22 protein-coding genes are annotated in these 25,000 nt (G+C 58.3%); 10 read left to right on the plus strand and 12 right to left on the minus strand.

The window, feature by feature from the left end:
• The first annotated feature begins 1 nt into the window (after position 1).
• The 3 genes from R0J87_RS10125 to R0J87_RS10135 are packed head-to-tail and all read left to right on the plus strand — an operon-like array spanning position 2 to position 4,146.
• Positions 2–979, plus strand: coding sequence for an alpha-ketoacid dehydrogenase subunit beta (locus tag R0J87_RS10125; RefSeq protein ID WP_498885921.1), 978 nt, complete (start codon positions 2–4; stop codon positions 977–979).
• Between the two features lie 17 nt (positions 980–996).
• A complete protein-coding gene (locus tag R0J87_RS10130) occupies positions 997–2,256 on the plus strand; it encodes a 2-oxo acid dehydrogenase subunit E2 (protein WP_498885922.1) in 1,260 nt (419 codons plus the stop codon).
• 18 nt (positions 2,257–2,274) lie between these two features.
• A complete protein-coding gene (locus R0J87_RS10135) occupies positions 2,275–4,146 on the plus strand; it encodes a protein kinase domain-containing protein (protein ID WP_498885924.1) in 1,872 nt (623 codons plus the stop codon).
• Positions 4,147–4,155: 9 nt separating this feature from the next.
• On the opposite strand, the gene R0J87_RS10140 is transcribed toward R0J87_RS10135, so the two are convergent.
• From R0J87_RS10140 to R0J87_RS10170, 7 genes are all read right to left on the minus strand, one after another.
• A complete protein-coding gene (locus R0J87_RS10140) occupies positions 4,156–4,758 on the minus strand; it encodes an ABC-type transport auxiliary lipoprotein family protein (RefSeq protein WP_498885926.1) in 603 nt (200 codons plus the stop codon).
• Entirely contained in the window at positions 4,755–5,696 is a 942-nt protein-coding gene (locus tag R0J87_RS10145; RefSeq protein WP_074210545.1) for an MlaD family protein, read from the minus strand. Before R0J87_RS10145 ends, R0J87_RS10140 begins: the two co-directional genes overlap by 4 nt.
• Before the next feature lie 5 nt (positions 5,697–5,701).
• Positions 5,702–6,505 carry an ABC transporter ATP-binding protein gene (locus R0J87_RS10150; RefSeq protein ID WP_044629407.1) on the minus strand — a complete coding sequence of 268 codons (804 nt, stop codon included), beginning with the start codon at positions 6,503–6,505 and terminating at the stop codon, positions 5,702–5,704.
• A gap of 17 nt (positions 6,506–6,522) precedes the next feature.
• On the minus strand, positions 6,523–7,635 hold the full coding sequence (locus R0J87_RS10155) for an MlaE family ABC transporter permease (protein ID WP_498885927.1): 1,113 nt from the start codon (positions 7,633–7,635) through the stop codon (positions 6,523–6,525).
• An 82-nt stretch (positions 7,636–7,717) separates the two neighbouring features.
• Positions 7,718–8,539, minus strand: coding sequence for an IclR family transcriptional regulator (locus R0J87_RS10160; RefSeq protein WP_404345688.1), 822 nt, complete (start codon positions 8,537–8,539; stop codon positions 7,718–7,720).
• Between the two features lie 142 nt (positions 8,540–8,681).
• Positions 8,682–9,890, minus strand: a complete 1,209-nt coding sequence (locus R0J87_RS10165) for a 3-oxoadipyl-CoA thiolase (RefSeq protein ID WP_498885929.1) — start codon at positions 9,888–9,890, stop codon at positions 8,682–8,684.
• A 57-nt stretch (positions 9,891–9,947) separates the two neighbouring features.
• On the minus strand, positions 9,948–11,480 hold the full coding sequence (locus tag R0J87_RS10170; protein WP_498885931.1) for a 3-hydroxyacyl-CoA dehydrogenase: 1,533 nt from the start codon (positions 11,478–11,480) through the stop codon (positions 9,948–9,950).
• 194 nt (positions 11,481–11,674) lie between these two features.
• Between R0J87_RS10170 and R0J87_RS10175 the strand changes: the two genes are divergently transcribed.
• The 7 genes from R0J87_RS10175 (at position 11,675) to R0J87_RS10205 (ending at position 19,121) form a co-directional block, all read left to right on the plus strand.
• Positions 11,675–12,826 (plus strand): acyl-CoA dehydrogenase family protein, encoded by a 1,152-nt coding sequence (locus tag R0J87_RS10175; protein WP_498885932.1) that lies wholly within the window; start codon positions 11,675–11,677, stop codon positions 12,824–12,826.
• Positions 12,826–14,427, plus strand: coding sequence for a class I adenylate-forming enzyme family protein (locus tag R0J87_RS10180; protein WP_498885934.1), 1,602 nt, complete (start codon positions 12,826–12,828; stop codon positions 14,425–14,427). Before R0J87_RS10175 ends, R0J87_RS10180 begins: the two co-directional genes overlap by 1 nt.
• The gene (locus R0J87_RS10185) at positions 14,424–14,894 is read left to right on the plus strand and encodes a PaaI family thioesterase (protein ID WP_404466194.1); all 471 of its coding nucleotides are present in this window, start codon (positions 14,424–14,426) and stop codon (positions 14,892–14,894) included. The genes R0J87_RS10180 and R0J87_RS10185 overlap by 4 nt, the downstream gene beginning before the upstream one ends.
• Positions 14,891–16,276, plus strand: a complete 1,386-nt coding sequence (locus tag R0J87_RS10190; protein ID WP_498885936.1) for a hypothetical protein — start codon at positions 14,891–14,893, stop codon at positions 16,274–16,276. Before R0J87_RS10185 ends, R0J87_RS10190 begins: the two co-directional genes overlap by 4 nt.
• A gap of 125 nt (positions 16,277–16,401) precedes the next feature.
• Entirely contained in the window at positions 16,402–17,151 is a 750-nt protein-coding gene (locus R0J87_RS10195; RefSeq protein ID WP_498885938.1) for an electron transfer flavoprotein subunit beta/FixA family protein, read from the plus strand.
• Between the two features lie 14 nt (positions 17,152–17,165).
• Positions 17,166–18,092 carry an electron transfer flavoprotein subunit alpha/FixB family protein gene (locus R0J87_RS10200; protein ID WP_498885940.1) on the plus strand — a complete coding sequence of 309 codons (927 nt, stop codon included), beginning with the start codon at positions 17,166–17,168 and terminating at the stop codon, positions 18,090–18,092.
• Positions 18,093–18,161: 69 nt separating this feature from the next.
• The gene (locus R0J87_RS10205) at positions 18,162–19,121 is read left to right on the plus strand and encodes an NAD(P)H-dependent flavin oxidoreductase (protein WP_498885941.1); all 960 of its coding nucleotides are present in this window, start codon (positions 18,162–18,164) and stop codon (positions 19,119–19,121) included.
• Here the strand turns inward: R0J87_RS10205 and R0J87_RS10210 are convergent.
• The 5 genes from R0J87_RS10210 to R0J87_RS10230 form a co-directional block, all read right to left on the minus strand.
• Positions 19,103–19,882, minus strand: a complete 780-nt coding sequence (locus R0J87_RS10210) for an enoyl-CoA hydratase/isomerase family protein (protein ID WP_498885943.1) — start codon at positions 19,880–19,882, stop codon at positions 19,103–19,105. The genes R0J87_RS10205 and R0J87_RS10210 overlap by 19 nt on opposite strands.
• A 10-nt stretch (positions 19,883–19,892) precedes the next feature.
• Positions 19,893–21,011 (minus strand): acyl-CoA dehydrogenase family protein, encoded by a 1,119-nt coding sequence (locus tag R0J87_RS10215; protein WP_498885945.1) that lies wholly within the window; start codon positions 21,009–21,011, stop codon positions 19,893–19,895.
• 10 nt (positions 21,012–21,021) lie between these two features.
• On the minus strand, positions 21,022–22,215 hold the full coding sequence (locus R0J87_RS10220; protein WP_498885947.1) for an acyl-CoA dehydrogenase family protein: 1,194 nt from the start codon (positions 22,213–22,215) through the stop codon (positions 21,022–21,024).
• Positions 22,212–23,660, minus strand: coding sequence for an enoyl-CoA hydratase/isomerase family protein (locus tag R0J87_RS10225; protein ID WP_498885948.1), 1,449 nt, complete (start codon positions 23,658–23,660; stop codon positions 22,212–22,214). The genes R0J87_RS10220 and R0J87_RS10225 overlap by 4 nt, the downstream gene beginning before the upstream one ends.
• A 185-nt stretch (positions 23,661–23,845) precedes the next feature.
• Positions 23,846–24,991 carry a TAXI family TRAP transporter solute-binding subunit gene (locus tag R0J87_RS10230; protein ID WP_498885950.1) on the minus strand — a complete coding sequence of 382 codons (1,146 nt, stop codon included), beginning with the start codon at positions 24,989–24,991 and terminating at the stop codon, positions 23,846–23,848.
• Positions 24,992–25,000: the final 9 nt, after the last annotated feature.

Genomic DNA, 25,000 nt, shown 5'->3' on the forward strand with positions numbered 1-25,000 from the left:
TATGGCGACGATGAATATGCTCCAGGCGATTAATAACGCGCTGGATATCGCCATGGCGGAAGATGAGAAAGTCATCTGTTTTGGTGAAGACGTAGGTATTTTTGGAGGTGTTTTCCGAGCCACCAGCCATTTACAAGAAAAGTACGGCAAAGCGCGCTGCTTTAATACGCCGCTGGTGGAGCAGGGCATTATTGGTTTTGCTAACGGACTGGCCGCACAAGGCTCTGTACCCGTCGCTGAAATCCAGTTTGCGGATTATATCTTCCCCGCATTTGATCAAATCGTTAACGAAACCGCCAAATTCCGCTACCGCTCTGGGGATCTCTTCAACGTAGGTGGGCTCACCATTCGTACACCCTATGGCGGCGGCATTTCCGGGGGCTTATACCACTCGCAATCTCCTGAGGCGTACTTTACCCACACGCCGGGCTTAAAAGTCGTGGTGCCGCGCAACCCCTATCAAGCTAAAGGGCTACTGCTGGCGGCGATTCGTGACCCCGATCCCGTGCTGTTTTTAGAGCCAAAACGGCTCTATCGCGCCGCCGTAGGTGAAGTGCCCGATGAAGATTACCAACTGCCAATTGGTGAAGCGGAGGTGATCAAAGAAGGCACCGACATTACCCTGGTGGGCTGGGGCGCGCAGATGGAAGTGATCAGCAAAGCCGCCGAGCTTGCCGAAGAGCAGGGCATTGCCTGCGAGGTCATCGACCTGCGTTCGCTGCTGCCCTGGGATTTGGATACCGTGGCAGAGTCGGTATTCAAAACCGGCCGTATGATTGTTAGTCATGAAGCGCCGCTCACCGGCGGTTTTGCCGGTGAAATTGCTGCAACGATACAGGAGCGCTGTTTTCTCTATCTGGAATCGCCAATTACTCGGGTTACCGGGCTGGATACGCCTTTCCCACTTGTGCTGGAGAAAGAGTACTTGCCCGACCACCTGAAAATTTTTGAAGCGATTCGCGAAAGCGTGAACTTTTAGCGCCAGGGAGAACAGCCATGAGTGATTTTTTACTGCCAGATATCGGTGAAGGTATCGTTGAGTGTGAAGTGGTGGAGTGGCGCGTGGCCGAGGGCGACACCATTGAAGAGGATCAGCCGATTGTCGAAGTGATGACCGACAAGGCGCTGGTGGAAATCACCGCGCCAGAAGCCGGGACGGTCACCAAGCTGTATGTGGCCCAGGGGAAGATTGCCAAGGTTCACGCGCCGCTTTATGCATACCAAGCCGCCGGTCAGACGAACAGCGACACGACTGCTACCGAGCAGGCACCTTCAGTGCCGCCAAGCAGTGACGCGATGGCCTCGGATGAAGGTAGCCTTAGCCTGGCGCCTAAAAGCCAAGCCGTTACCGCCGCGGCTTCTTCAAGCAAAGTGCCCGCTAGCCCTGCGGTACGGCGCTTAGTACGCGAGCACAGCCTAGCCCTGTCGGAGATCTCAGGCAGTGGTAAAGATGGCCGAGTGCTGAAAGAAGACGTGCTAGCGCACCTCAACGCGCCAGCGGTATCTCACCAAACGGCCAGTGTTGCGGTGCCTTCAAGCACAGGCTTAGCACCCTCAAAAGTAGAGCCGCTGCGCGGCGTGCGGGCGGTGATGGCCAAGCGCATGGTAGAGGCCGCTAGCTCCATTCCTCATTTTCATTATGGTGAAGAGATTGATGTCACTGAGCTGTTGGCGCTGCGCGAGCGGCTCAAGCCGCAGGTAGAGGCAAAGGGCGAACGGCTCACGCTGATGCCGTTCTTTATGAAAGCGATGGCGCTGGCCGTGGCGGAGACGCCGATCATCAATGCACAGTTAAACAGCGAAGCCAACGAGCTAAGCTACTACGACCAGTGCAATATCGGCATGGCGGTGGATAGCAAAGCGGGGCTTTTGGTACCTAACGTGAAGGGTGTCGAGGGCTTAACGCTGTTTGAGATTGCCAAAGAGGTCGGCAGGCTAACCAATGCCGCGCGGGAAGGGCGCGTGGAGCAGGCGGATCTAAAGGGCGGCACCATCAGTATCTCCAACATTGGTGCCCTCGGGGGAACCTACGCTGCGCCGATTATTAATGCGCCGGAAGCCGCCATTGTGGCCATTGGCAAAACCCAGTGGCTGCCGCGCTTTGATGAGCACGGGGCTGTGCAGCGCCGGGCAATCTTGACGGTCACCTGGGCAGGCGATCATCGCTTTATTGATGGCGGTACTATTGCTCGCTTCTGCAACGCCTGGAAAGGCTTTCTCGAGGCGCCGGAAAGCATGCTGCTTCATCTGGCTTAACCGTGTAGGCACCTTGCTATGAGCCAGGCACCGCTGCAGCAGTTTTACATACCCGAAGAGCAGTCGGTTTACCTGCTAAGCCATCACGATGCGCGAAAGCTAAAAGACTGGGTAGCGCTGTGCCAGGCACAGCTTGCCCAGTTGGGCTATTCGAATATCGAGCTGATTGGTAAGGGGGCCTACGGGTTTGTTTTTGCAGGCAGCGCATGGCAGCAGGGCATGACTGCCCACTATGTGTTTAAGTTCTCGCGTATTACCTTGCCCACCCATCTACAAGAACGCCTCGAAGAAGAGGCATTTATGCTTGATCAAGTGTCACACCCTCGGATTCCTAAACTCATCGCCTATCAGCGTTCACGCGGCCAGTCGATTCTGGTCATGGAGCGTGCTCCTGGCTGGAATCTGGAGCAAGTCTCGCTCAGGCAGGGAAGGCTCTCACCTCGGTTAATTGTGCGCATCGCCGCACAGTTAGCAGACATCCTACAAGCACTGCGTCGTGAAACAGGCCCGAACGCGCGGCCGGTGGTGCATGGCGACATTAAACCCTCTAATCTGGTCTTTGACGACACCTGCGAGGCCATTGCGCTGATTGACTGGGGCTCGTCGGTGTTTGCCCAGTTGGATGAAACACTGCAGTTTGTGGGGGCTAACGTGATGGAGCTAATGTCCGACAACCTTCAGCAAACCAATGCTCGGCTGGGCGATGTCTACTTTATTGGGGAAGAGCAGCTTAATGGGGCGCTCTCGTCGCCACGGTTCGATGAGCAGGGGGCAGCAGGTACGCTCTATGCGCTGGCCTCGGCGCAGTCCTGCCGTTTTGGCCATCGAGCAATTCCGGCCAGCTCATTGGGATTGCCCATCGAGTTCGCGCGTACGCTGGATGGCATGCTCGACCCCGACCCGCAGGTGCGACGTAAAGCGGGGGATTACTTTATTCGTGAAATGCCGCGCATGGCGAAGCTGGTTATGGTTGACCTGCCAATCCCCTCCCAAACGCCGCTAGTGCCCGTATGGGGAAAAGGCCTGCGTCGCCCGGCTAGCCAAGAGATTGATACCGTGGTGTACAGCTCACGAAAGGCTTTTTTACGCGAGGCAAGCGCTGAGGAGACGTTAAACGACGTCAACGATGTGCAGCTTGATCGCTACTACAAACAGTTTATGCAGGGCATGGGAGAAACCGAAAAAGCCTTTTTGGCTTCGGTGAGCCGGTTAGGCAAATACCCGGTCGTAGGCGGTTTAGCGGTGCGCTGGGAGCGGGAGGGTGTTTATATTGATTCGTCGCTCAACCTGCATGACCCAGCGTTAAAACCCGCGTTTATCGAAGCGGTGAATAACATGGTGCACTTAGCACGGGCCATTCATCGCCAAGGGGTATTTAAAAGCTGCCTGTTCAATGCCCGCCAAACGCTGCACTTAGAGCGCGCCAGCCCTGAGGAGGCTTTTCAATGCCAGCCAGAGATGGCGATTAATTACGAAGTAAGCGCGGTGCCGGAAATGGAGGATCGCACCCGGCAGCACAGCTACTTTGAAGATGGCCCGGACCCAGAAGAGCTACTGGTGCTGCCGAATACCATTATGCAGATGCTTCAGCGGCTCAATGAGATCCACCATACCGGCATGATCATCTTTGAAGCGCTGCCCAAGCATCTCAAAATCCATAGCTACTATCGGCTGCTCGACCCTCAACGCGAGCAGGAATTTCGCAGCCTACTGAGCCGAATGCTGGCCGCTGTCAGTCAAATCGAGGGGCTGGGCGTGTCGGGGTTTATGAAGATGCCCTACAAAGACACACGCTTTTTTACCCACTTAGAACGACAGCCAGAGCACTTCTACCCCAAAGACCCAAAAGAGTATGTGAGAAAAAGCGCCTTGCCCGCGCCGCCGCGTTAGGCGGCACTGTTAATTCGGCGCGTTTGTGATTAACCAGCTCGCCAACTGTTCGGTCAAGCGGTCGGTGGCGCTAGCAAAGGCGTTCACCACATCGGGTATCTCCGTGCTCGTGGCGCGCTCCCGAATCGCAAAGCTTGTGGAGGCCACGGGCTGTTGGTCCGCGCCGAGTAATTGAACGTCCAACTGCAGGTTAACGCTGGGTGGAGAGGTGTCATACTCGCTCTGAAAGTGGCGCAGCTCGCTTAATAGCAGCAAATCGTGAGGGAGCCGATCGCTGCTCACGTTGGCGAACAGCTCTTGCTGCTGTAGGCCTTCAATCAGCTGGGCCTGCAGCATATCTGGAGCATCTTCATGCCAGCGAGCACCCTCATACACATTCACCACATTGCCTTCGGGAAACACCACAATACGATTGCTGCTGAGCAGGTGGCCGGCTTCTGGTGTAGCGATAGCCAGCCGCTCTGGCTGCGTGATGGTGGCAGGGTCGCTCTGCATCGTGGTCGCAGGCAAGCGATACAGCGTCGATGGCTCTTTCTCCGGTAAAATAGAGCAGCCCGAAAGTGTGAATAGGGCGCTTAAAAGAAAGCCGTTACGTAAAGCGTGCATGTTCATGGGCGGAACTCCTCTACTTGGTCGCGGCCTAGGAAAAAGTCCGTGGGGCTCTCTTCAAGTTCTCGCGTAATGCGGTCAAGGGTAGCGAGTGTCGAGCGTAACGCCGCTAGGGCCGGGGCAATGTCGCGGGTGCTTTGTAGAGTGCCTTCGACAGCACCCGCGTTATCGTTCACCAACTGTTCTATCCGCTGGGCAGCGCTGGCAACATCGCGGCTTGCGCTCTCTGCGCTGCGCATCACCTGCTGACCTTCCTGGCTCAGCAAGCGGTTCGCCTCTAGGCTAAGCGATTCGATACTTTCAAGCGTGGTGGAGGCTTGGCGTGACACATCGCCAAAGAGCGCCATGTTTTCATCCAGGGCAGACTGCTGAGAGGCAATCATCTCGGTGATTTGGGCAATATTGGTCAGGATATTGCCTGCTTGCTCACGATTATTGTCATCGAAGAGCTCGTTCACACTCTGCAAAATCGCGTTGAGGTTTTCGACCATCTCTTCGCCTTCGTCAAACAGCGTAGCAATAGGCGACGGGTCGGCTTGAATGAAAGGCGTATCGTCGCTGCTTTGCGCTAGCAAGCGTTGGCTTTCTGGGGTGCCGCCATAGAGCTGCACCGACATACTGCCGGTAATGCTGGCAAAGGCTAGCTTTGCGCGGGTATCCACTTTAATCGGAGTGTCTTCATACACGCGAATAAGCGTGATCACTTGGCGTGGGTCGTCAGGATTGAGGGAAAGCTCGGTGACATCGCCCACTTCAATGCCGTTGTACTGCACCTTGCTGCCCACCGAGAGGCCGCTGACGCTGCGCTCGAACAAAATGCGGTAGGGTTGATAGTCGCGTTGGCCAGCCGCATAGCTCATCCAGAGCGCAAACAGCAGGGCGGCAGCGGCCGTCAGCACGGTAAACAGGCCGATCAAAATATGGTGCGCGCGGGTTTCCATGTGCGTCACTCCTGAGAAGAGGTTGGGCCAGCAGAGCGCTGTGCAGCGCGTCCACGCGGTCCATTAAAGTAATCCTGTACCCACTCGTCGTCCGTTTTAGCGACGTTTTCCAGGGTATCCACCACCAGAACGCGCTTTTGCGACAGCACAGCGACCCGGTCACAGGCCGCATAGAGGGTATCGAGGTCGTGGGTGACCAAAAAAACGCTAAAGCCCATTGCATCGCGCAGCGTGACCAGCAGTTGGTCAAACGCGGCGGCCCCAATGGGGTCGAGTCCTGCGGTAGGCTCATCGAGAAACAAAATATCCGGGTCCAGGGCCAGTGCCCTGGCAAGCGCGGCACGTTTCACCATGCCCCCAGAGAGCGATTCTGGAAATTGCCGTGCGGCATGAGGGGGCAGGCCTACCAGCGAGAGCTTGATACGCGCCAGATACTCGGCCTCTTGCCGAGAGAGTTTGGCGTGCTCGATGAGCGGCAGCGCAACGTTTTCCTGCAGGTTGAGCGAACTAAACAGCGCCCCACGCTGAAAGAGCACCCCAAAGCGCCGCTCGACCTGGCTGCGTTGGGATTCACTTAACTCATTTAACCGCTGGTTCAGCACCTCTACTGTGCCGTCATTTGGCCGCTTTAAGCCCACAATACTGCGCAGTAAAACTGATTTACCGGTACCTGAGCCGCCGACCACGCCGAGAATTTCGCCTCGGTAGAGGGTCAAGTCCAGCCCTTCGTGAACGACGTTGTCGCCAAATCGATTCACCAGCCCCTGCACGCGGATAACCGCTTCATCGCGCTCGGGCTGTTGCGGCATCTCTGAATATCGCTCGGTCACCAGCCCATCTCCATGAAAAATAGCGCCGCTAACGCATCTATCAGAATCACCATAAAGATGGACTGCACCACGCTTGAGGTGGTGTGGGCACCTACCGATTGGGCACTGCCGCTGACTTTAAACCCTTCTAGACAGCCAATGACGGCAATCACAAAGGCAAATACCGGCGCTTTGCTCAAGCCGACCAGGAAATGAGTGACCGACACGTCTTTTTGCAGTGTGGTGATGAACTGACTCACAGAAATATCCAGCGATAGGGTGGCCACCACCGCGCCGCCGACGAGGCCGCTCAGCATGCCCACAAACGCCAGCAGCGGTAGGCTGATCAACATCGCCATCACCCGGGGAAGTACTAGCAGCTCAATCGGGTCGAGTCCCAATGTTTTGAGGGCATCAATCTCTTCGTTGGATTTCATCGCGCCAAGCTGGGCGGTAAAGGCGCTGGCAGTGCGGCCTGCCAAAAGTATCGCGGCCAAGAGCACGCCAAATTCCCGTAAAAAAGAAAATGCTACAAGATCAATGGTGTAAACCGTTGCGCCGAAGTCTTGGAGCACCGTGGCCCCTAAAAACGCCACCACTGCGCCCACCATAAAGGTTAAGAGCGCAACGATGGGCACCGCATTCAAGCCACTTTGCTGAATATGCGCGACGGTAGCGGTAATACGCCAGTGGCGGGGTCGAAACAGAAGTGAGGCAAACGTGGCCAGCACCAAGCCAATGAAAGCCAGTAGCTGGCGCTGCTGAGACCCCAGCGCCACCATTTGCTGGCCCACTGTCGCTAAGGCTTCGCTAATCCGGTTGGGTCGGGGTGGGGGGCTCTCAAGCGGAGCGTCCATAGCCTCGGCAATGCGTATCAGCAAAGCCTGCTGCACCTGGGGAAGATCGCTGGCCCACTCGCCAATCTGCTTGGTTTTTTCAACACCAATTAGCTCAACGATCAGCGCCGCACCGGCGGTATCCAGCCCCTCAAAACCGGGTAGCGACAGCGATGCCGAGCTTAGCTGACCCTGCTGCTGTAGGGCGCGCTTCAGCTCAGCGTAGTGGCGTAGTGTCCATTCGCCGTGCAGCGAGACACGCTCGCCCTGTTGAGTGATCCACTCGTTTGGCATCCCTGCTCCTCAGTGCCTTCACATGCAGTGAAGGCCTATAATGCAATCAAACGAGCGTTAGTGAAAGGTAAGCCGTCGTTTCTTAACGTGACGCACGATACTTGGGGGCCAGCTCCTGCTTAATTTTCGCTGCTACTTCCTTGAGTCTAGGCCCAAGGTTGTTGACCAATCGATCATGATCCAAGCGCAGGCTAGAGCCGCCGCAGTTAATCGCCATCACTTCGGCACCATCTTCTAAAATGAGCGGCATGGCCACAGCGCTGATATCCCGCTGCCAATCCTGCTCAGAGAGGCAAAAGCCGTACTCGGCATAGTCGCGCAGGCTCTGCTCAATACCGGCATGAAGGCGCGGCCAGTCGCTGCCGTGAAACGCGGCTAGCTCTTGCATTACCTGTTGGCGGCGCTCGTCAGTTAATCCGCACAGCCAGGCACGACCAATCGCCGAGGTGGCAATCGGTAGACGAGAGCCAACATCTAATCGAATAATCAGCGGCCCGTGGCCGTGGCAGGTTTCCAGATACACCATGTCGCTGCGGTCGGCACCGCCCAGGCTCACGTTGCAGTCGGTGGCGTCGGCAAAGTGCTGTAAATGGGGGCGAGCAATTTCGCGAATGCCCATATTGGCCAGAAAGCGGTAACCCAGCGCCAGCACACCCGGCCCGAGGCGGTACTTCTCTAGGTGGCGATTGTGTTGCAGGTAGCCTAACTGGGTCAGCGTATAGGTTAACCGGGACACCGTGGGGCGCGGGATATGGGTGCGATTAGAGAGCTCTGCATTGCCCAGGTACTCTTCCCCTGTTCCAAAAGCGCGGAGCAGCTCTAACCCCCGCGCAAGCGCGGTGACAAAGTTGCGATCTTTTTCGGGTGATTGCGGCTCATCAGCAGCGGCGTCGGTTGGTTCCATCAAGCGTCTCGGCTAATCAATCATTGAATGGCAAGTATCGCATACCTGCGCTGGGGCGTTGCAAAGCGCGATAAGAGAGCTTAGTCAACGCTTGGCCTGCGGCGCCTGCCTTAGATACTGTGCTAGCGCCGCAGGAGGGCGGTTAGCTGTCTAGGCGTTCAATAATGGTCGCAATGCCCTGGCCAACGCCAATACACATGGTGACCAGCGCATAGCGCCCGCCGGTGGCTTCTAGCTGGCGCAGCGCAGTGAGCGCCAAACGTGCGCCCGAAGCACCCAGCGGGTGGCCAATAGCAATGGCGCCACCGTTGGCATTAAGGCGCGGGTCGTCGGCGGAGAGCCCCAACTGTTGAACGCAGCCCAACACCTGCACCGCAAAAGCTTCGTTGATTTCAATCACGTCCATCTGCTCAAGCGAGAGGCCAGCCCGGGCCAGCGCTTTTTGCGAGGCGGGTACCGGCCCCAAGCCCATGACGCGGGGAGCAACGCCCGCCACGGCGCTGGCAACGATACGCGCTCGCGGAGCAAGCCCAGCTCGCTCGCCTGCTGTCCGCGTGCCGACAATCAGCGCGGCAGCCCCGTCGTTTAATCCAGAAGCGTTGCCTGCGGTCACGACACCGCCTTCAAACAACGCGCCGAGTTTGGCCAGTTTCTCCTCGGTGCTTTCAGCCCGGGGGTGCTCGTCTTTATCTACCAACAGCGGCGGCTGTTTGCGCCCTTGAGGCACGTCTACCCCCAGCATTTCGCCTTCATAAAAGCCGTTTGCCAGCGCCTTGGCATAGCGCGCTTGCGAGCGGGCGGCAAAGGCGTCGCTGGCCTCGCGGCCAATGTTCAGGTCGTGGGCAATGTTATCGGCGGTTTCCGGCATGCTGTGGCTGCCGTACTCTTTGGCAATCCACGGGTTGGGGAAGCGCGAGCCAATCACGGTATCAAACATCGGCTGATTGCGAGCGTAGGGGGAATCGGCCTTACCCAGCACGTAAGGCGCGCGGGACATAGACTCCACGCCGCCAGCCAAAAATAGCTCACCTTCGCCTAAGCGAGCGGCACGGGCGGCATCCATCATGGCGGCTAAGCCACTGCCGCACAGGCGATTGACAGTTTGGCCTGCCACCTCAATCGGCAGGCCCGCCAACAGCGCACCGTGACGGGCCACGTTACGGGAATCTTCCCCCGCTTGGTTAGTACAACCCGCCAACACCTCTTCGTAGCTTTCTGGGGCAAACGGATTACGCGCTACCAGTGCTTTGAGCGTTAGGCCCAGCAGCTCATCTGGGCGAATGGCCGCTAGGCTGCCGCCATGGCGACCAAAAGGGGTGCGTAATCCATCGTAAATGTAGGCGTCTTGCATGGTTATTCTCCTTATTTGTCTGAGCCTTACTTGAACCGTAGTTGAAACTGAGGTGTGTCAGCCCGTTGGCCCGTCAGTAAGGGGCATACCCAGCGCGGCGCGGCGGCGCAGCCACGGGCTAGGGCGATAGCGGGGGTCACCGGTGGCGTCTAATAGGTTGTTTAAAATGGTCAGGATGCGCGAAGCGCCGTAGTGGTCGCCCATGCGCAGCGGGCCAAACGGGTAGCCCAGGCCAAGTTCCACCGCACGATCAATAGTGGCGGGTGCAGCGACGCCTTGCTGTGCGATATCTGCCCCAACGTTGACGATGCAGGCCACCACGCGCTGCAGCACAAAGCCGGTGCTGTCTTGTAGGGTGCTGACCGCCGTGCCGTCAGCATTAAGCAGGCTGGCAGCGGCATTGATCAGGTCAGGTCGGGTAATGGGGGATGCCATCAGGCTGCGGCGCTTATTCAGCCCCGCCAGCATATCCACCGCGACGCACTGCTCGGCATTCAAGCCTTGGCGCAGGGCGCACTGCGTGGTGTCTTCGCCCAGCGGTGTCAATAGGCACAGCGCTTCTGAGGAGGGCTGATCCGTACTTTCTAGTGGCCAGCCCGCCGTGGTGACCAGTTCGGCAAGCTGGGCGGCGCTGCCAGGGTCGTCTTGACTGATCCACACGGGGCAAGGCGAGGCTGGCGCAATGGCGGGCTCTTCCGGCATCTGCTGCTGGCCATCCACGTAGCGATAAAAGCCTTCACCGGTTTTGCGCCCCAGCAAGCCTGCTGAGAGCCGCTGGCGGGTGAGCGGTGAAGGGCGAAAGCGCGGCTCTTCATAATACTGGTGGTACACCGACTCCATCACCGCATGGGAAACATCCAGGCCGGTCAGGTCCAGCAGGGTAAACGGCCCCATTCGAAAACCGCCTTGATCCACCATGATGCGGTCAATGGTGGCGGGGTCGGTCACGCTCTCACTCAGAACGCGCAGCGCTTCGGTGCCAAAAGCGCGCCCGGCGTGATTGACCAGAAAGCCAGGGGTATCGGTGGTCTGGGCGGTAAAGTGGCCCATGGCGGTGCCCAAGGCATTGACCCGCTGGGTGACGTCGCTGGCGGTACGTAACCCCGGAATCACTTCCACAATTTTCATCAGCGGGACTGGATTGAAAAAGTGAAAGCCAATCACGCGCTCTGGGTGCTGGCAGGCGGCAGCAATTGCGGTAACAGACAGCGAAGAGGTGTTGGTGGCGAGCACGGCATCCTGGCGAACAATGCCTTCTAAATCGCTAAACAGCCCCTGTTTGGCTTCCAGTTTCTCGATAATTGCTTCAACGACGATATCGCAGGGGGCGAGGGCGGCGAGGTCGCGGGCTTCAATCAATCGTTCGCCGTACTGCTCGGCTTGGGCTTGGGTAATCCGCTGCTTGTCGGCGCTGCGCTGCCATAACCCATTAATAAAGGCAGTCGCTTCCGCCACCGCGCCTTCTTTTACATCAAATAGCATGACGTTCAGGCCTGCCTGCGCGGCGAGCTGAGCTATTCCTCTACCCATGGCCCCAGTGCCGACAATGCCAAGAGTGTTGAACGAATGGGCGACTGCGTCGTTGGACATAGGTCAAAATCCTCGCTGCAAGTGTTTGTTGTTCTGCATTGCAAAATAGCATTTCGTTTATTGACTGCCATCCTAGGCTATGCAAAAGTGCCTGACAAGAGAGTGGACGCTAGTTTCGCCATGCAGAATTATTGCAGGCCTCACTGCCCGCGCGAACGCCAACCATAAAAATATCGTTGCCACCAGGAGCCGTTATGATCCGTGATCCCGAACTGCTGAATCAGTTGGTTGATACCATTGCCCGCTTTGTCCGGGAGCGTTTGATTCCCAATGAGGCACGGCTTGCCGAAGAGGATGCAGTTCCCGCCGAGATCCTGGCGGAAATGAAGGAGATGGGGCTGTTCGGGCTATCCATTCCTGAAGAGTACGGCGGCTTAGGGCTCACCATGGAAGAAGAAGCTCTGGTAGCCATGGAAATCGGCAAAACGTCTCCCGCGTTCCGCTCGGTATTCGGTACGAATAATGGTATCGGTGCCCAGGGCATCCTGATTGACGGCACTGAAGAGCAGAAAGCCAAATACGTGCCGCGCTTGGCCACCGGCGAAATTCTTAGCTCGTTCTGCCTGACCGAACCGGACTCCGGCTCCGATGCCGCCAGCCTGCGCACCACCGCCGTGCGCGATGGTGACTACTACGTGTTAAACGGTACCAAGCGCTATATCACCAACGGCCCGGAAGCGGACCTGTTTACCGTGATGGCGCGTACCGACCCAGACAACAAAGGCGCTGGCGGTATCTCCGCCTTTATTGTTGAAGGCAATACGCCCGGTCTGATTCGCGGCCCGGCAGATAACAAGATGGGCCAGAAGGGCGCGCATACCTGCGATATCATTTTTGATAACTGCCGTGTACCGGCTGAAAACATCATTGGCGGCAAAGAGGGGCAAGGCTTTAAAACCGCCATGAAAGTGCTCGACCGTGGGCGACTGCATATTTCTGCGGTGTGTGTGGGCGTGGCCGAGCGTTTGGTTGAAGAGTCGCTGCGCTACACCATGGAGCGTAAGCAGTTTGGTGCGCCGCTGGCGGTGCATCAGCTGGTGCAGGCTATGCTGGCAGATAGCAAAACCGAGGCCTACGCAGGCAAAACCATGGTCATGGACGCCGCACGCCGGAAAGATGATGGCGAAAACGTCTCAACCCTAGCCTCCTGCTGCAAGCTGTTCTGTGCCGAGATGGTGGGTCGCGTCGCGGATCGCGCCGTGCAGGTGCACGGCGGTGCGGGCTATATGTCGGAATACGCCGTTGAGCGTTTCTACCGCGATGTGCGCTTGTTCCGCATTTACGAAGGGACGACGCAAATTCAGCAGCTGGTGATTGCCCGGAACATGGTGCGGGAGGCGTCCTAATGGCTCTGTCGGTCCCTTACCAAGCGCCAGATGAGAAGATCTTTGGCCGTCTGGCAAGCGAGCTGTTAGCAGAACTTCCCGAGCGCTTGAGCACCCGCGTGCTGGAAAATGCGAAACGCCTAGCCGATCACCCCGCGCTTGTGGATGGCAACGTTCGCTGGAGCTACGCCGAGCTGGGGCAAGAGATTCATGCCGCCTGCGAGTGGTTAGCTAATTTAGGCGTACGGCCCGGCGACCGTATTATGACGGTCAGTGAAAACTGCCGTGCCCTGGTGGTGCTGCTGTTGGCCGCCAGTGAAATGAATGTTTGGGTCGCGATTGTCAATTCGCGCCTCTCTGCTCAGGAAGTGGATTTAATTCAGGGCAACTGCCTGCCTCGCCGAGTGTTTTACACCTGCGAAGCCTCCCCAGAGGCGAGCCATCACGCCGAGCGCCACGCGGCTGACCGCTACCAACATCCGCAGCTCGGCAGCCTGGCGATTTCACCGCTATTTGAGAGCGAGCCAGAGCCTGTTCATGCAAGCGGTGCTGAGCAGGTGGCGGCGATGATCTACACCTCAGGCACCACCGGTACGCCGAAAGGCGTCATGCTGACCCATCGCGGTATTCTGTATATCGCTTCTATTTCCGGCGGCATGCGCCATCTGAGCGAAGGGCAGCGGGTGTATGGCGTGCTGCCCATGTCTCATGTGTTTGGTCTCTCATCGGTGTGTATGGGCTCGCTGTATAACGGCGCGTGCCTGTACACCGTGCCCCGCTTTGACGCGGTACAGCTGCTGGCAACGCTCAAAGAGGAGCGCATTACCGTGCTTCAGGGCGTGCCTGCCATGTACGCTCGCGCCCTGGAGTACTTGAAGCGTGAGCAGCGCGCGTTAGAAGCGCCTGCGCTTATCTATATGTCTGCAGGCGGCTCACCGCTGGATAGCGATACCAAAACCCGTGTTGAAGCTGCGTTTGGCCTAACGCTGCACAATGGCTACGGCCTCACCGAAGCCAGCCCAACGATTAGTCAAACCCGGATTGAAGACCGCCATCAGAGCAGCACCGTGGGCCGCGTGCTGCCGCTGTTGGAGTATCGGTTGGAGCCCCTAGGCAGCAGCGGCACGGCAGAAAAGGCAGGCGATGAGATCGGCGAGCTGTGGGTGCGTGGCCCTAATATCATGAAGGGCTACTTCCGCCAGCCGGACGCCACCCGCGCCACCTTAACGGAAGATGGCTGGCTCAATACCGGTGATATCGCCAAACTGGATCACGACGATCAGCTCTATATCGTGGGCCGCAGTAAAGAGCTGATTATTCGCTCGGGCTTCAACATCTACCCGCCGGATGTGGAAGCAGTGATTAATGAGCATCCTGCTGTGACGTTAACCGCAGTGGTAGGGCGGCAAGTGGCAGGCAATGAAGAGGTGGTGGCATTTGTGCAGTGTGAGCCGGGTATTGAAGTCGATATGGTAGAGCTCAAAGCCTTTATTGCCGAGCGGCTTGCGCCCTATAAGCGGCCGACCCAAATTGTGCTGATGGATGCGTTGCCTTCCACCGCCAGTGGTAAGATTTTGAAAGGGCGGCTACGCGACTTGGCCCAGCAGGAGAGCGCTTTATGAGCGAAACAGACAGCGCAATCGCTTCCACCACGCCCCAGGCGCTGATGGGCTATCACGAATTGCTGGGCATGCACGTGGTGGAGTGGGAAGAGGGGCGAGCGGTGGTGGAACTCACCATTGAACCCAAGCACCTTAACCGCAGCGGCAATGTGCACGGCGGCGTACTGGCTTCCATGCTGGACAGTGCCTTAAGCCTAGCGGGCCTGCACTGCGATGTGCCGGGGAATATTCGTCGCGGGATGACGCTGTCACTCACTACCACCTTTGTGGGGCCTGCTCGGCAAGGCGTGTTACGGGCCACGGGCACGCTGCGTGGCGGCGGGCAAAAAACCTTCATGACCAGCGGTGAGATCGTGGATGAGCGGGGCAATCTTGTCGCTATGGGCGAAGGCTCTTTTCGCCGCCGTAGCGGCAGTGAATCGTCACAAGGCGTTCCCGACCCGCAGTTGAGGGAGCCTAGCGAGTGAGTCCAGCCCGCCTGCGGGTTTCCTGTTTGCTACTGGTGACGCTTGCCACGCTGATCCATTTGGTGGGTGGCAGCGTGGCGTGGCAAGCCGCAGGCATTGTTGCGCTGCTGCTCTATTTGATGACCCTGAAAGGTCAACTCACCCGCATGGCCAAGGGGCTGCTGTGTGCCGCTGGCGTACTCACGCTGCTCGCGCTGTGGCGCTCGCCCACGCCTGGGCAGCTGCTGTTTGAGGCGAGTGGGCGTTTTGCGTTTTTTGCCACCTTTGTGGTGGCGCTGAGTATGTTGCGCTTACCTGCCTATCGCTCCCGTTTAGTGCGCCGCTGCGGGCAAAGCATGCTGCTTCAACCCCCTAGCCGCCGTTATCCGATCTTATCCTTGGGCTCGGCGCTGTTTGGCATCATTCTTAACATTGGCGTGCTGAATCTGTTCGCCGCGATGATCGAGAAGAGCAATACCCTGAGTGCCGCCCAAGGGCGCGCCTGGGTGCGTGAGGCCCGCCAGCGGCGCATGATGCTGGCGCTGCTGCGCGGATTTTCGCTGGCCCCGCTGATTTCGCCCATGGGTATCGGGGTGGCCGTGGTGCTTTCAAGCCTTCCCCAGGTTACCTGGCCACAGCTGGCGCCCTATATTCTATGGGCCGCCGCGCTGATTTTTATGGCGGGCTGGGCGGTGGACTACTTCACCGGCCCGCACCCACCCGCCAATAAAACCTATGTCACCCCGTCGCTGCGCCCGTTGGCGCAGTTTAGCGTTTTGCTAATCGGCATTGTGGCGCTGGTGTTCTCTATTGCGTGGCTGCTGGAGTTACGACTGCCCATTGCCGCGCTGCTGGGCGCGCCTACCGGGGCGCTTTTATGGCTGGCTTGGCAGCGTCGCAGGCTGGGCTTTGGCGGGCTGCCTGCCGCAGTCACGGCAGTACACCGCCAGCTACCTTGGTTGCTGTCTCCCAGCGCTAATGAAATCGTGGTGCTGGGGGCGGCAGGCTATTTGGGGCATGTATGCGTGGGCTTGGTGGATACTCAGCAGCTAGCACCGCTATTGGCGGTGCTAGACCCGCTGGGCACTTTAAATGCGGTGTTGGCCATGCTGATGGTAGTGGGGCTAGCGCAAATAGGCGTCAACCCGATTGTTACGGTGACGCTGTTGGTGGGCTTGCTCCCCACGCTGGGCATTGAGGGGTTAACGCCTGAGCTGATTGGGGCATCGTTAATGGTAGGCTGGGCGCTGGCGCTGATGTCATCACCAATGACCGCTTCCATGCTGATTCTCTCGCGCTTTACCGGCGTACCCGCCACCCGCATCGGCTACCGCTGGAACGGGCGCTTTCTGATCGCGGCGATACCGCTGCTGGCGTTATGGTTTGGTTGGTCGCCTTTCTGAGGTGGGCTGTACAAGGAAACGCTTGACCTTTGGCAGGCGTTTTTTTATTGTTCTTTTTATAAAGTAAAATATTATTTTGCTATGCGGAATAAAAAGCCGATGGTTCAATCGCTGGAGCATGCCTTATGAAAATCCTCGTCGCGGTGAAACGCGTCATCGACTACAACGTCAAAATCCGCGTCAAAGCGGATCATTCTGATGTGGACCTTACCAACGTCAAAATGGCCATGAACCCCTTCTGCGAAATTGCCGTGGAAGAAGCGGTGCTCCTGAAAGAGAAGGGCGTAGCCACCGAAGTCGTGGCCGTGACCGTGGGCCCCAAGGCCGCCCAAGAGCAGCTGCGCACCGCGCTGGCGCTGGGGGCTGACCGCGCTATCCACATTGAAACCGACGAGCGCGCCGAATCGCTGGCGGTGGCCAAACTGCTGGCCAAAGTGGTGGACGAAGAGCAACCCGGTTTGGTGATCCTCGGCAAACAGGCCATCGACACCGACAACAACCAGACCGGCCAGATGCTGGCAGCCCTCACTAACCTGCCGCAAGGTACGTTCGCTTCGGAAGTGGTGGTAGATGGCGACAAAGTAAATGTGACCCGTGAAATCGACGGCGGCCTGCAAACTGTCGCGCTGACACTCCCGGCGATCGTCACCACCGACCTGCGCCTGAATGAACCGCGCTACGCCAAGCTGCCGGACATCATGAAGGCCAAGAAAAAGCCGCTGGATGTCAAAACCCCCGCCGACTATGGCGTGGAGGTAGCCTCCAAGGTCACGCTGCTCAAAGTGGAATCTCCTGCCGAGCGCAAAGGCGGTATCAAAGTCGCCTCGGTGGACGAGCTGATCGACAAACTGAAAAACGAAGCCAAAGTGCTTTAAAAGGAGCTGATCTCATGAGCATTCTGGTACTTGCCGACCTTCATGAAGGTCAGTTGGCGGGCGCGACCGCTCACGTCGTCGCAGCGGCCCAGGCCATCGGTGGCGATATTGATGTGCTGGTCGCCGGTGAAGGCGTCCAGGCGGCAGCAGACGCCGCTGCACAACTCGACGGCGTGAGCAAAGTACGCGTAGCAGATAACGCCGCTTACGCCCATCAGCTTGCCGAGCCCATGGGCGCGCTGCTGGTCGAACTCGCTGGCGATTACACCCACGTGCTGGCCAGCGCCTCCACCACCGGCAAAAACGTGCTGCCGCGCCTGGCGGCCCTGAAAGATGTCAGCCAGCTGTCGGATGTGATTGGCGTCGAAAGCGCCGATACCTTCCTGCGCCCGATCTATGCCGGTAACGCCATCGCCACGGTTAAAAGCGACGACGCGCTAAAAGTCATCACCATCCGTACCACCGGCTTTGATGCAGTCGGCACCAGCGGCAGCGCCACAACGGAAGCGGTGGATTTCGTTGCCGACAACGCCCAGTCCAGCTTCGTCAAACAAGAGCTGGCGCAAAGCGACCGCCCGGAACTCGGTGGCGCCAAGGTCGTCATCTCCGGTGGCCGCGGCATGGGCAATGGCGAGAACTTCAAGCTGCTGGACGGCATTGCCGACAAGCTGGGCGCGGCCATTGGCGCTTCCCGTGCGGCGGTCGATGCGGGCTTCGTGCCCAACGACATGCAGGTGGGCCAGACTGGTAAGATCGTCGCGCCCGAACTCTACATTGCGGTGGGTATTTCAGGTGCGATCCAGCACTTGGCGGGCATGAAAGACTCCAAGGTGATCGTCGCCATCAACAAAGACGACGAAGCGCCGATCTTCCAGGTCGCCGACTACGGCCTTGTAGGGGATCTGTTTGAGATCCTGCCGGAGCTGGAAAGCAAGCTGTAAACGTCCCTTAAAAGCCCCGAAAGGGGCTTTTTTCGCTTAGAAATTTTAATAATAATCAGCGAGCTGCTTATGCTAACCCAACTGACTGCCTCGATGACGCTGCCGGTTATCGGCTCTCCCATGTTTATAGTTTCTGGCCCTGAGCTGGTAATTGCCCAGTGCCAGGCGGGCATCATGGGCGCGTTTCCTGCACTGAACGCCAGGCCTGAGGAACTGCTTCGGGAGTGGCTGCAGCAGATTACCGATACCTTATACGACTATAGCGCTCAGAATCCGCAGCAGCCCGCCGCGCCGTTTGCGGTGAATCAGATTGTGCACCCCACCAATGACCGTCTGGATCACGATTTAGCGCTATGCGCTGAGTTCAAGGTGCCATTGATCATCACCAGCCTGCATGCGCCCAATCGGGTGGTCGAGCAAGTGCACGCTTATGGCGGCCTGGTGTTTCATGACGTGACCACGTTGAGGCACGCTAAAAAAGCCATCGATGCCGGGGTGGATGGGCTGATTTTGGTCTGCCATGGGGCAGGCGGCCATGCGGGGCGGCTTAACCCCTTCGCCTTTGTTGCAGAGGTCAGGCAGTTTTACGATGGCCCGCTGGTGCTGGCAGGGGCGATAACCAAAGGCGAGCAGATCGCTGCCGCTCAGGCGCTGGGCGTGGACATGGTGTATATGGGCACGCGCTTTATTGCCACTCAGGAAGCCAATGCTCAGCCCGCTTACAAGCAGATGGTACTGGAAGCCGCTGCGGGGGATATCGTCTATACCAACCTGTTTACCGGCGTGCACGGTAACTACCTGCGCCAAAGCATCGAGCTGTCCGGGCTGGACCCAGAGGCACTGCCAGAGGGCGACAAAAATGCCATGCGCTATGGGTCAGGCGGCAGCAGTAAGGCAAAAGCGTGGCGGGATATTTGGGGTGCAGGGCAAGGGGTGGGGGGTATTACCACACTGAACAGCGTGGCCGATGAAGTAGCCACGCTGCGTGCGGATTATCAGCAAGCACTGGATCAGTTACGACGGCGCTGACGAAAAGCAGCCACGCGAGCATGAAAATCCTCGGTGGCTTTACACTCATCTTGCAGTGCGCCTTCAAGCGTTAGCGTGTCGTCTAACGGCAGTTTCGCCGCCTGTCGCATGGCCTGTTTTGTTGCTCCCAGCGCTTGAGGGGATTGAGCCACAAGGGTCTGTGCCAGCGCTCGTGCTTCCGCTAACACCTGATTATCTTCCACTGCCCGGTTGGCCAAGCCCAGCGCCACACAGCGCTCGGCATCCATTGGGGTAGCCAGTGCCGCCATCTCAAAGGCTTGGGCGTGGCCAAGCTTGCGTACCAAATGCCAGCAAGCGCCGCCGTCGGGAATCAAGCCAATATTGATAAAGGCCAGTTTTAGGTAAGCCGAGCGGCCCATCACCACCATATCGCTGGCTAGCACGTAGGACACACCAATTCCCGCAGCAGCGCCGCTCACCGCGGCGATCACAGGCTTTTCCATCGTCATCATGCTGCGCAGCGCAGGCAGAAACAGCGTTGCCAGCCGCTCGCTGGCAGGCTGGGTGGAGGCCTTTTCGAATTCTGCTAAATCGGCACCGGCGCAGAAGGCGCTACCTTCACCGCTCAGGATCACGCAGTGCACCTGCGGGTCAGCTGCCACGGTGGCTAATGCGTCATTGAGCGCAAGGGCCGTGGGCTCGTTGAGGGCATTGCGCACCGCAGGGCGCGCAATGGTCACTTCGGCGATACCGCCCTCGGTAGTCTCAAGGCGTACAAGTGACGTTTCTTCACTGTGCATGAGCTTCTCCTTAGGCGGCGTCGAGCTGTTCGCTCACCGTCTCAAGGTGATAGTCGCTGTCGCCCAGGTAGTGGTCAAACATCACCAAATGTTTGGCGTAGTGGGCCACGTAGCACTCTTCGGTCATACCCATGCCGCCATGAAGCTGAATGGCTTGTTCCGCAATAAAGCGCGCAGACTCGCCGCAGTAGGCCTTGGCCGCGGCGATTTTATAGTCCCGCTCGTCAGCAGGCAGCGAGAGGCTGGTGGCAGCGAGAATCGCCATGGAGCGCGACTGCTCCAGGTGGAGGTGCATATCCACCATGCGGTGCTGCAGTGACTGGAACGTGGCCAGCGGCAGGCCAAACTGCTTGCGCTCTTTTAAATAGGCGAGGGTTTGGTCGCAGGCAGTTTCCATCGCACCAATGGCCTCGGCACACAACGCGGCGCGGCCCAGGGCCAGCACCTCTGCCAATGCGTCACCTGCGTCTTCGCTTAGACAGTTCTCTAGCGGCAGTGCCACGCTGTTCAACGTTAGGTCACCGGTGGGCTGGTCATCCATTGTGCGATAGGTCTGCAAGGTGACGCCTTGAGTATTGGCAGGGACGATAAACACGCCAAGCTTGCCGTTAGGCAGTTGGGCGGTCACCAGCGTGGCGGCGGCATTGCCGAGGTTCATTACGACATCTTTGCGGCCGTTAAGCTGCCACTGGCCATCGTGTTGGCTCGCTTGGGTAGAAATATCGAAAGCGTCATAGCGGGCGGTGTGTTCATGCCAAGCCAAGGCGAGCTGGTGTTCACCTTCCAACAACGGGGTCAGCCAGCGCTCCTGCTGTGCTGAGTTGGCGCATAGCGCAAGCAGCTGCCCGGGCATGACTAACCCAAACAGGTACGCTTCTGGCACTAAGCCGCGCCCCAACGCTTGCATAATAATCATTACATCGGTGCCGTCGCCGCCTAGCCCGCCGACGTCTTCGCTAAACGGCATATGCAGCAGGCCTAATTCTGCGAACGTGCGCCATAGCGGGCTGGCCCCTTGGGCTGGCGCTTCCAGCATAGCGCGGCGCTGCTCGGGCGTTACCTGGTCGGCCACTAAGCGTGTCAGTGTCTCTTCGAGCATGCGCTGCTCGTCGGTGAGTGCAAAATCCATGGTGACCCCCTTACATTCCTAAAATGGTTTTAGCGACGATGCTTTTTTGAATCTCGTTGGCACCGCCATAAATCGACAGCTTGCGACGATTAAAATATTGAGCGCTGGCGGCAGCGCCTTGGGCGTATTCGTCAGCCAGCGATTCATCACCATGGAGAAACTCGGGGAAAAACGGCAGGGCAGCAGGGCCAAGCGCACGGCGGGTAAGCTCACTAATTTCTTGGCGCAGTTCAGAGCCGCGTACTTTGAGCAGCGAGCTCTCTGCACCCGGCACGCCGCCATCCCGCGCTGCGGCAATCACGCGCAGATTGGTCACTTCCAGCGCCATCAGCTCAAGCTCGGCTTTGACCACCCGCTGGCGAAAGCTGGGTAGCGATAAAAGTGGTTTGCCGCGATGCTGCATACGGGAGGCGAGGGATTTCAAATGGCGCAGCGCCTGCTTGGCGTGACCAAGCCCGGCAATGCCGGTACGCTCGTGGGTAAGCAAGAATTTGGCACAGGTCCAGCCTTGGCCCTCCTCACCCACGCGGTTTTCTATCGGCACGCGCACATTGTCCAGGAACACTTCGTTGACTTCATGAGCGCCGTCGAGGGTGATAATCGGCCGTACGGTAATGCCAGGGGTTTGCATATCAATCAGCAAGAAGCTGATACCCGCCTGTTTTTTCGCGTGAGGATCGGTGCGCACCAAACAGAACATCATGTTGGCGTGCTGGCCTAGGGTGGTCCAGGTTTTCTGGCCATTGACGATGTAGTGGCCGCCATCGAGCACGGCGCGGGTGGATAGGCCCGCCAAATCCGAGCCAGCACCCGGCTCAGAATAACCTTGGCACCACCAGTCCTGATTATTAAGAATCCGCGGCAGGTATTGCTGTTGCTGCTCCACACTGCCGAATTTCATGATCACTGGCGCGACCATATTGACGCCAAAGGGCACCACCGTAGGGGCGTGGGCGGCTGCGCACTCTTCATCGAAGATATGCCGCTGTACCGGACCCCAGCCTGGACCGCCGTGCTCAACAGGCCAGTTGGCGGCAAGCCACCCTTGATCGCTGAGAATATTCTGCCAGCGGATGTGGTCATCGGCGCGCAGATGGCGGCCTAGACGCACATGCTCACGGATGTCGCTCGGCAGTGCATCGGCTAAAAATCGGCGGACTTCCTCGCGGAATGCCTGCTCTTCGGGGCTAAATGTCAGGTTCATGAGTGTGCATCCTCGGAAGGCGTCTTTTTGTGAATCGATAAATGGGATGGCAGAGTGGCTTGGCGGTGCGGCCCGCCCAAATGGCGTGGGTAGCTCAGCGCTTCCACTGCCAGAAGGTCAATATCGCTCTCGCGGTAGCAGGTACCTTGCTGCGCTAGCGTCAGGCTCGCCTGCTCCATGGCTGACTGAGCGTCGTTGTCGGGCGCTTGCTTTGCGGCGTTATAAAGCGTGCTCAGTACGCTAGGCGACTTGCTAACCACCACGTTGGCCCGCAGCGCTTTGAGTGTTAAGGCAGCCCGCTGCTGGTCGGTCGCGCTGGCGTGGTGATTCACCAATTCATGGAACGGGCCGCGCTCGGCAAGCACTAGGCTGAGAGGCGATGTTGAGGCATTTGCGGTAAGTAACTGCAGCGCTACGGTGACCGCTTGAGAAGGGCAGGCGCTTGCGTCTTCGCCAGGGGCGAGCAGGCACAGTTCAGTGCTATCGTTTGGGGTATCGGTAAGCGTTATGTTGGCGCGCTGGGCGGCGCTATGAAGCGTCTCAAAGAGCGGGTGTTTACCGATAAGGGCGATCTGCGCAAAGGGCTCAGCATTGTCTACGCCAGGGACGACATGGGGATTTCTAGCGGCAAAAAACAGGTGAATCAGCCCTGCGCGCTGGGGGGAATCCATACAGGCAAGAAATAGCTCACGCTCGCAACGCAAACCCTCTTCCAGAGATGCGGCTTTAGTGCAGGCGTCAACGGCGTCCACAATGCGAAACGGAGAAAACAGTGCCGGTACGCTGGTTTCAAGCTGTTCGCGCATAGCGATAATGGCCTGGGAGTTGGCCTCTGGAGCGGGTAACTGACCGGTGATGCGCGCCTGCTGTTGTCCCGCTAATACCTCTTTTGCCGCTGCCAAACCCGCTTCCAGCGGTGTTTGGGCATCGCTGATGGCATCGATAATGCCGATATCCTGCGCTTCAGCGGCGTCTACAAAGCGCCCGCTGGTGATGATGTCTAGGGATCTTTCCACACCTACCAAGCGGGGCAGCCGCTGGGTACCGCCTGCGCCGGGCAGTAAGCCAAGCTTCACTTCCGGTAAACCAACGCGAGTGCCTGCCAGCGCAATTCGATAGTGGCAACCCAACGCGACTTCAAAGCCGCCGCCCAGCGCGGTGCCGTGTAGCGATGCGATGAGCGGTTTGGGGCAGGCTTCTAGCTGGGTAATAACATCCGGTAGCAGCGGTGCTTGGGGCGGCTTACCAAATTCACGTATATCGGCACCCGCAATAAAGGTGCGCCCCTCTGCCATCACCACCAGTGCTTGGGCCTGCTGGTCGGCCAACCCCTCTTTAAGGGCGCTGAGCAAACCGCTACGCACCGCTTGGCTCAATGCGTTGACGGGCGGGTTAGCGATACTGATGACGCCGACCTCGCCATGTCGCTGGTAGTGAACACTCATAGTGGCTCCCGTGTTTCGCTATATGAAATTGAAAGTTGTTATTCGGAATAAAGTGATCATGGCGAAAGACACCGTTGGAGTCAATAATGCAAAACAACGTTTTGCATTGCGGAATAAGGCTGGTTAAACAAAAGGCCGCACAGAGGCGGCCTTAGGTAATGATTTCCGTCGTGATTGAAGCAACATCAGAAAACGGGGTTTAACTCAGCTTCTTGTAAGGCAGCCCGCCGAGTTTCCATCCAACCGTCGATAAACGCCGTTTCGTCTTCGGGGGCATCGGCTTGATAGGCTTCCCAGGTGTCCATTAGCAGCTGTTGCCGCTCCACCAGGGAGTTTTGGTGGGCGTCCATTTCATCGGTCCATACACCGCTTTCTTGGTAGTACGCCACCACGGCCTCGTGGAACGGCACCACCCAGGTCATGTTTTGATTCTCAAGGGCATAGCCGCTAGCCCCTGGGGCGTTATCTTTATAGTCGTCAAACGACTCCACTAGCGTGGTGATCAAACCGGTGACCGTTTCTGGGGCTAAATCGGCGTTGCCCACTAGAATGGGGTAAGGGTAGCTGGCGCTGGCCAGCGGCTGTTCAGCGTTAATACCCGCGCCTGACGTCACATCGTGGGGCTGGAAGTAGGGCGCCAGTTCCAGCATCTGTGCCCAGCCTGCTTCATCGTCAGTGGGCAGTTCTGGCCACTGTAAGCCACGAGGGCTAGCCGCTAACCGCTGCGCCGCCGGTGTCACGGTGGTGGTAATAGCGGCATCGGCACGGCCGCTGATAATGCCGTCGAAGGCGGCGTTGTAGCCGGGGAAGTCGACGCGTTCAACGTCATCCCAGGTCAAACCTGCGAATGCTAGGTAGGCTTCAGCAGCTTTGTTCAGCGCATCGTCGCCGCGCAGGTAGGCTAGCCGTTTACCTTCCAGATCGGCGATGGAACCCATCTCTACGTCGCCTGCCACCGCCATGCCTATGCCAAAACTCGCCATGGAGGTGGAAATCACCCGAATAGGCTGCGGGCCCCAGTCTGGCCCGGCGAACATCATCACGCCTTCAGAGCCGTAGTAACTGGCAATGCCGCAGGCGCAGAGATCCACGCGTCCCGTTTTCAGCGGCGTCATGCGCATGGTGTCGTTTTCACCCGGAATGACGCGGGACTGAGTGCCGTGCTCCTCTTGTAGCAGCTGGCTGATGGCCATTATCTGCGCATGGCCACTGGTGCCGGTGCCATACGCGGTCCAATTCAGCGTGCTAGGCATGGCGCTGGCGCTTCCAGCCGCCAGCAGGCCTGCCGTTAAACTACCGAGTACGAGGGAGAGGGTTGTTTTTGTGCTCATAAATATCCT

This window comes from Halomonas sp. SIMBA_159 (assembly GCF_046536035.1).
Lineage (GTDB): Bacteria > Pseudomonadota > Gammaproteobacteria > Pseudomonadales > Halomonadaceae > Vreelandella > Vreelandella venusta_A.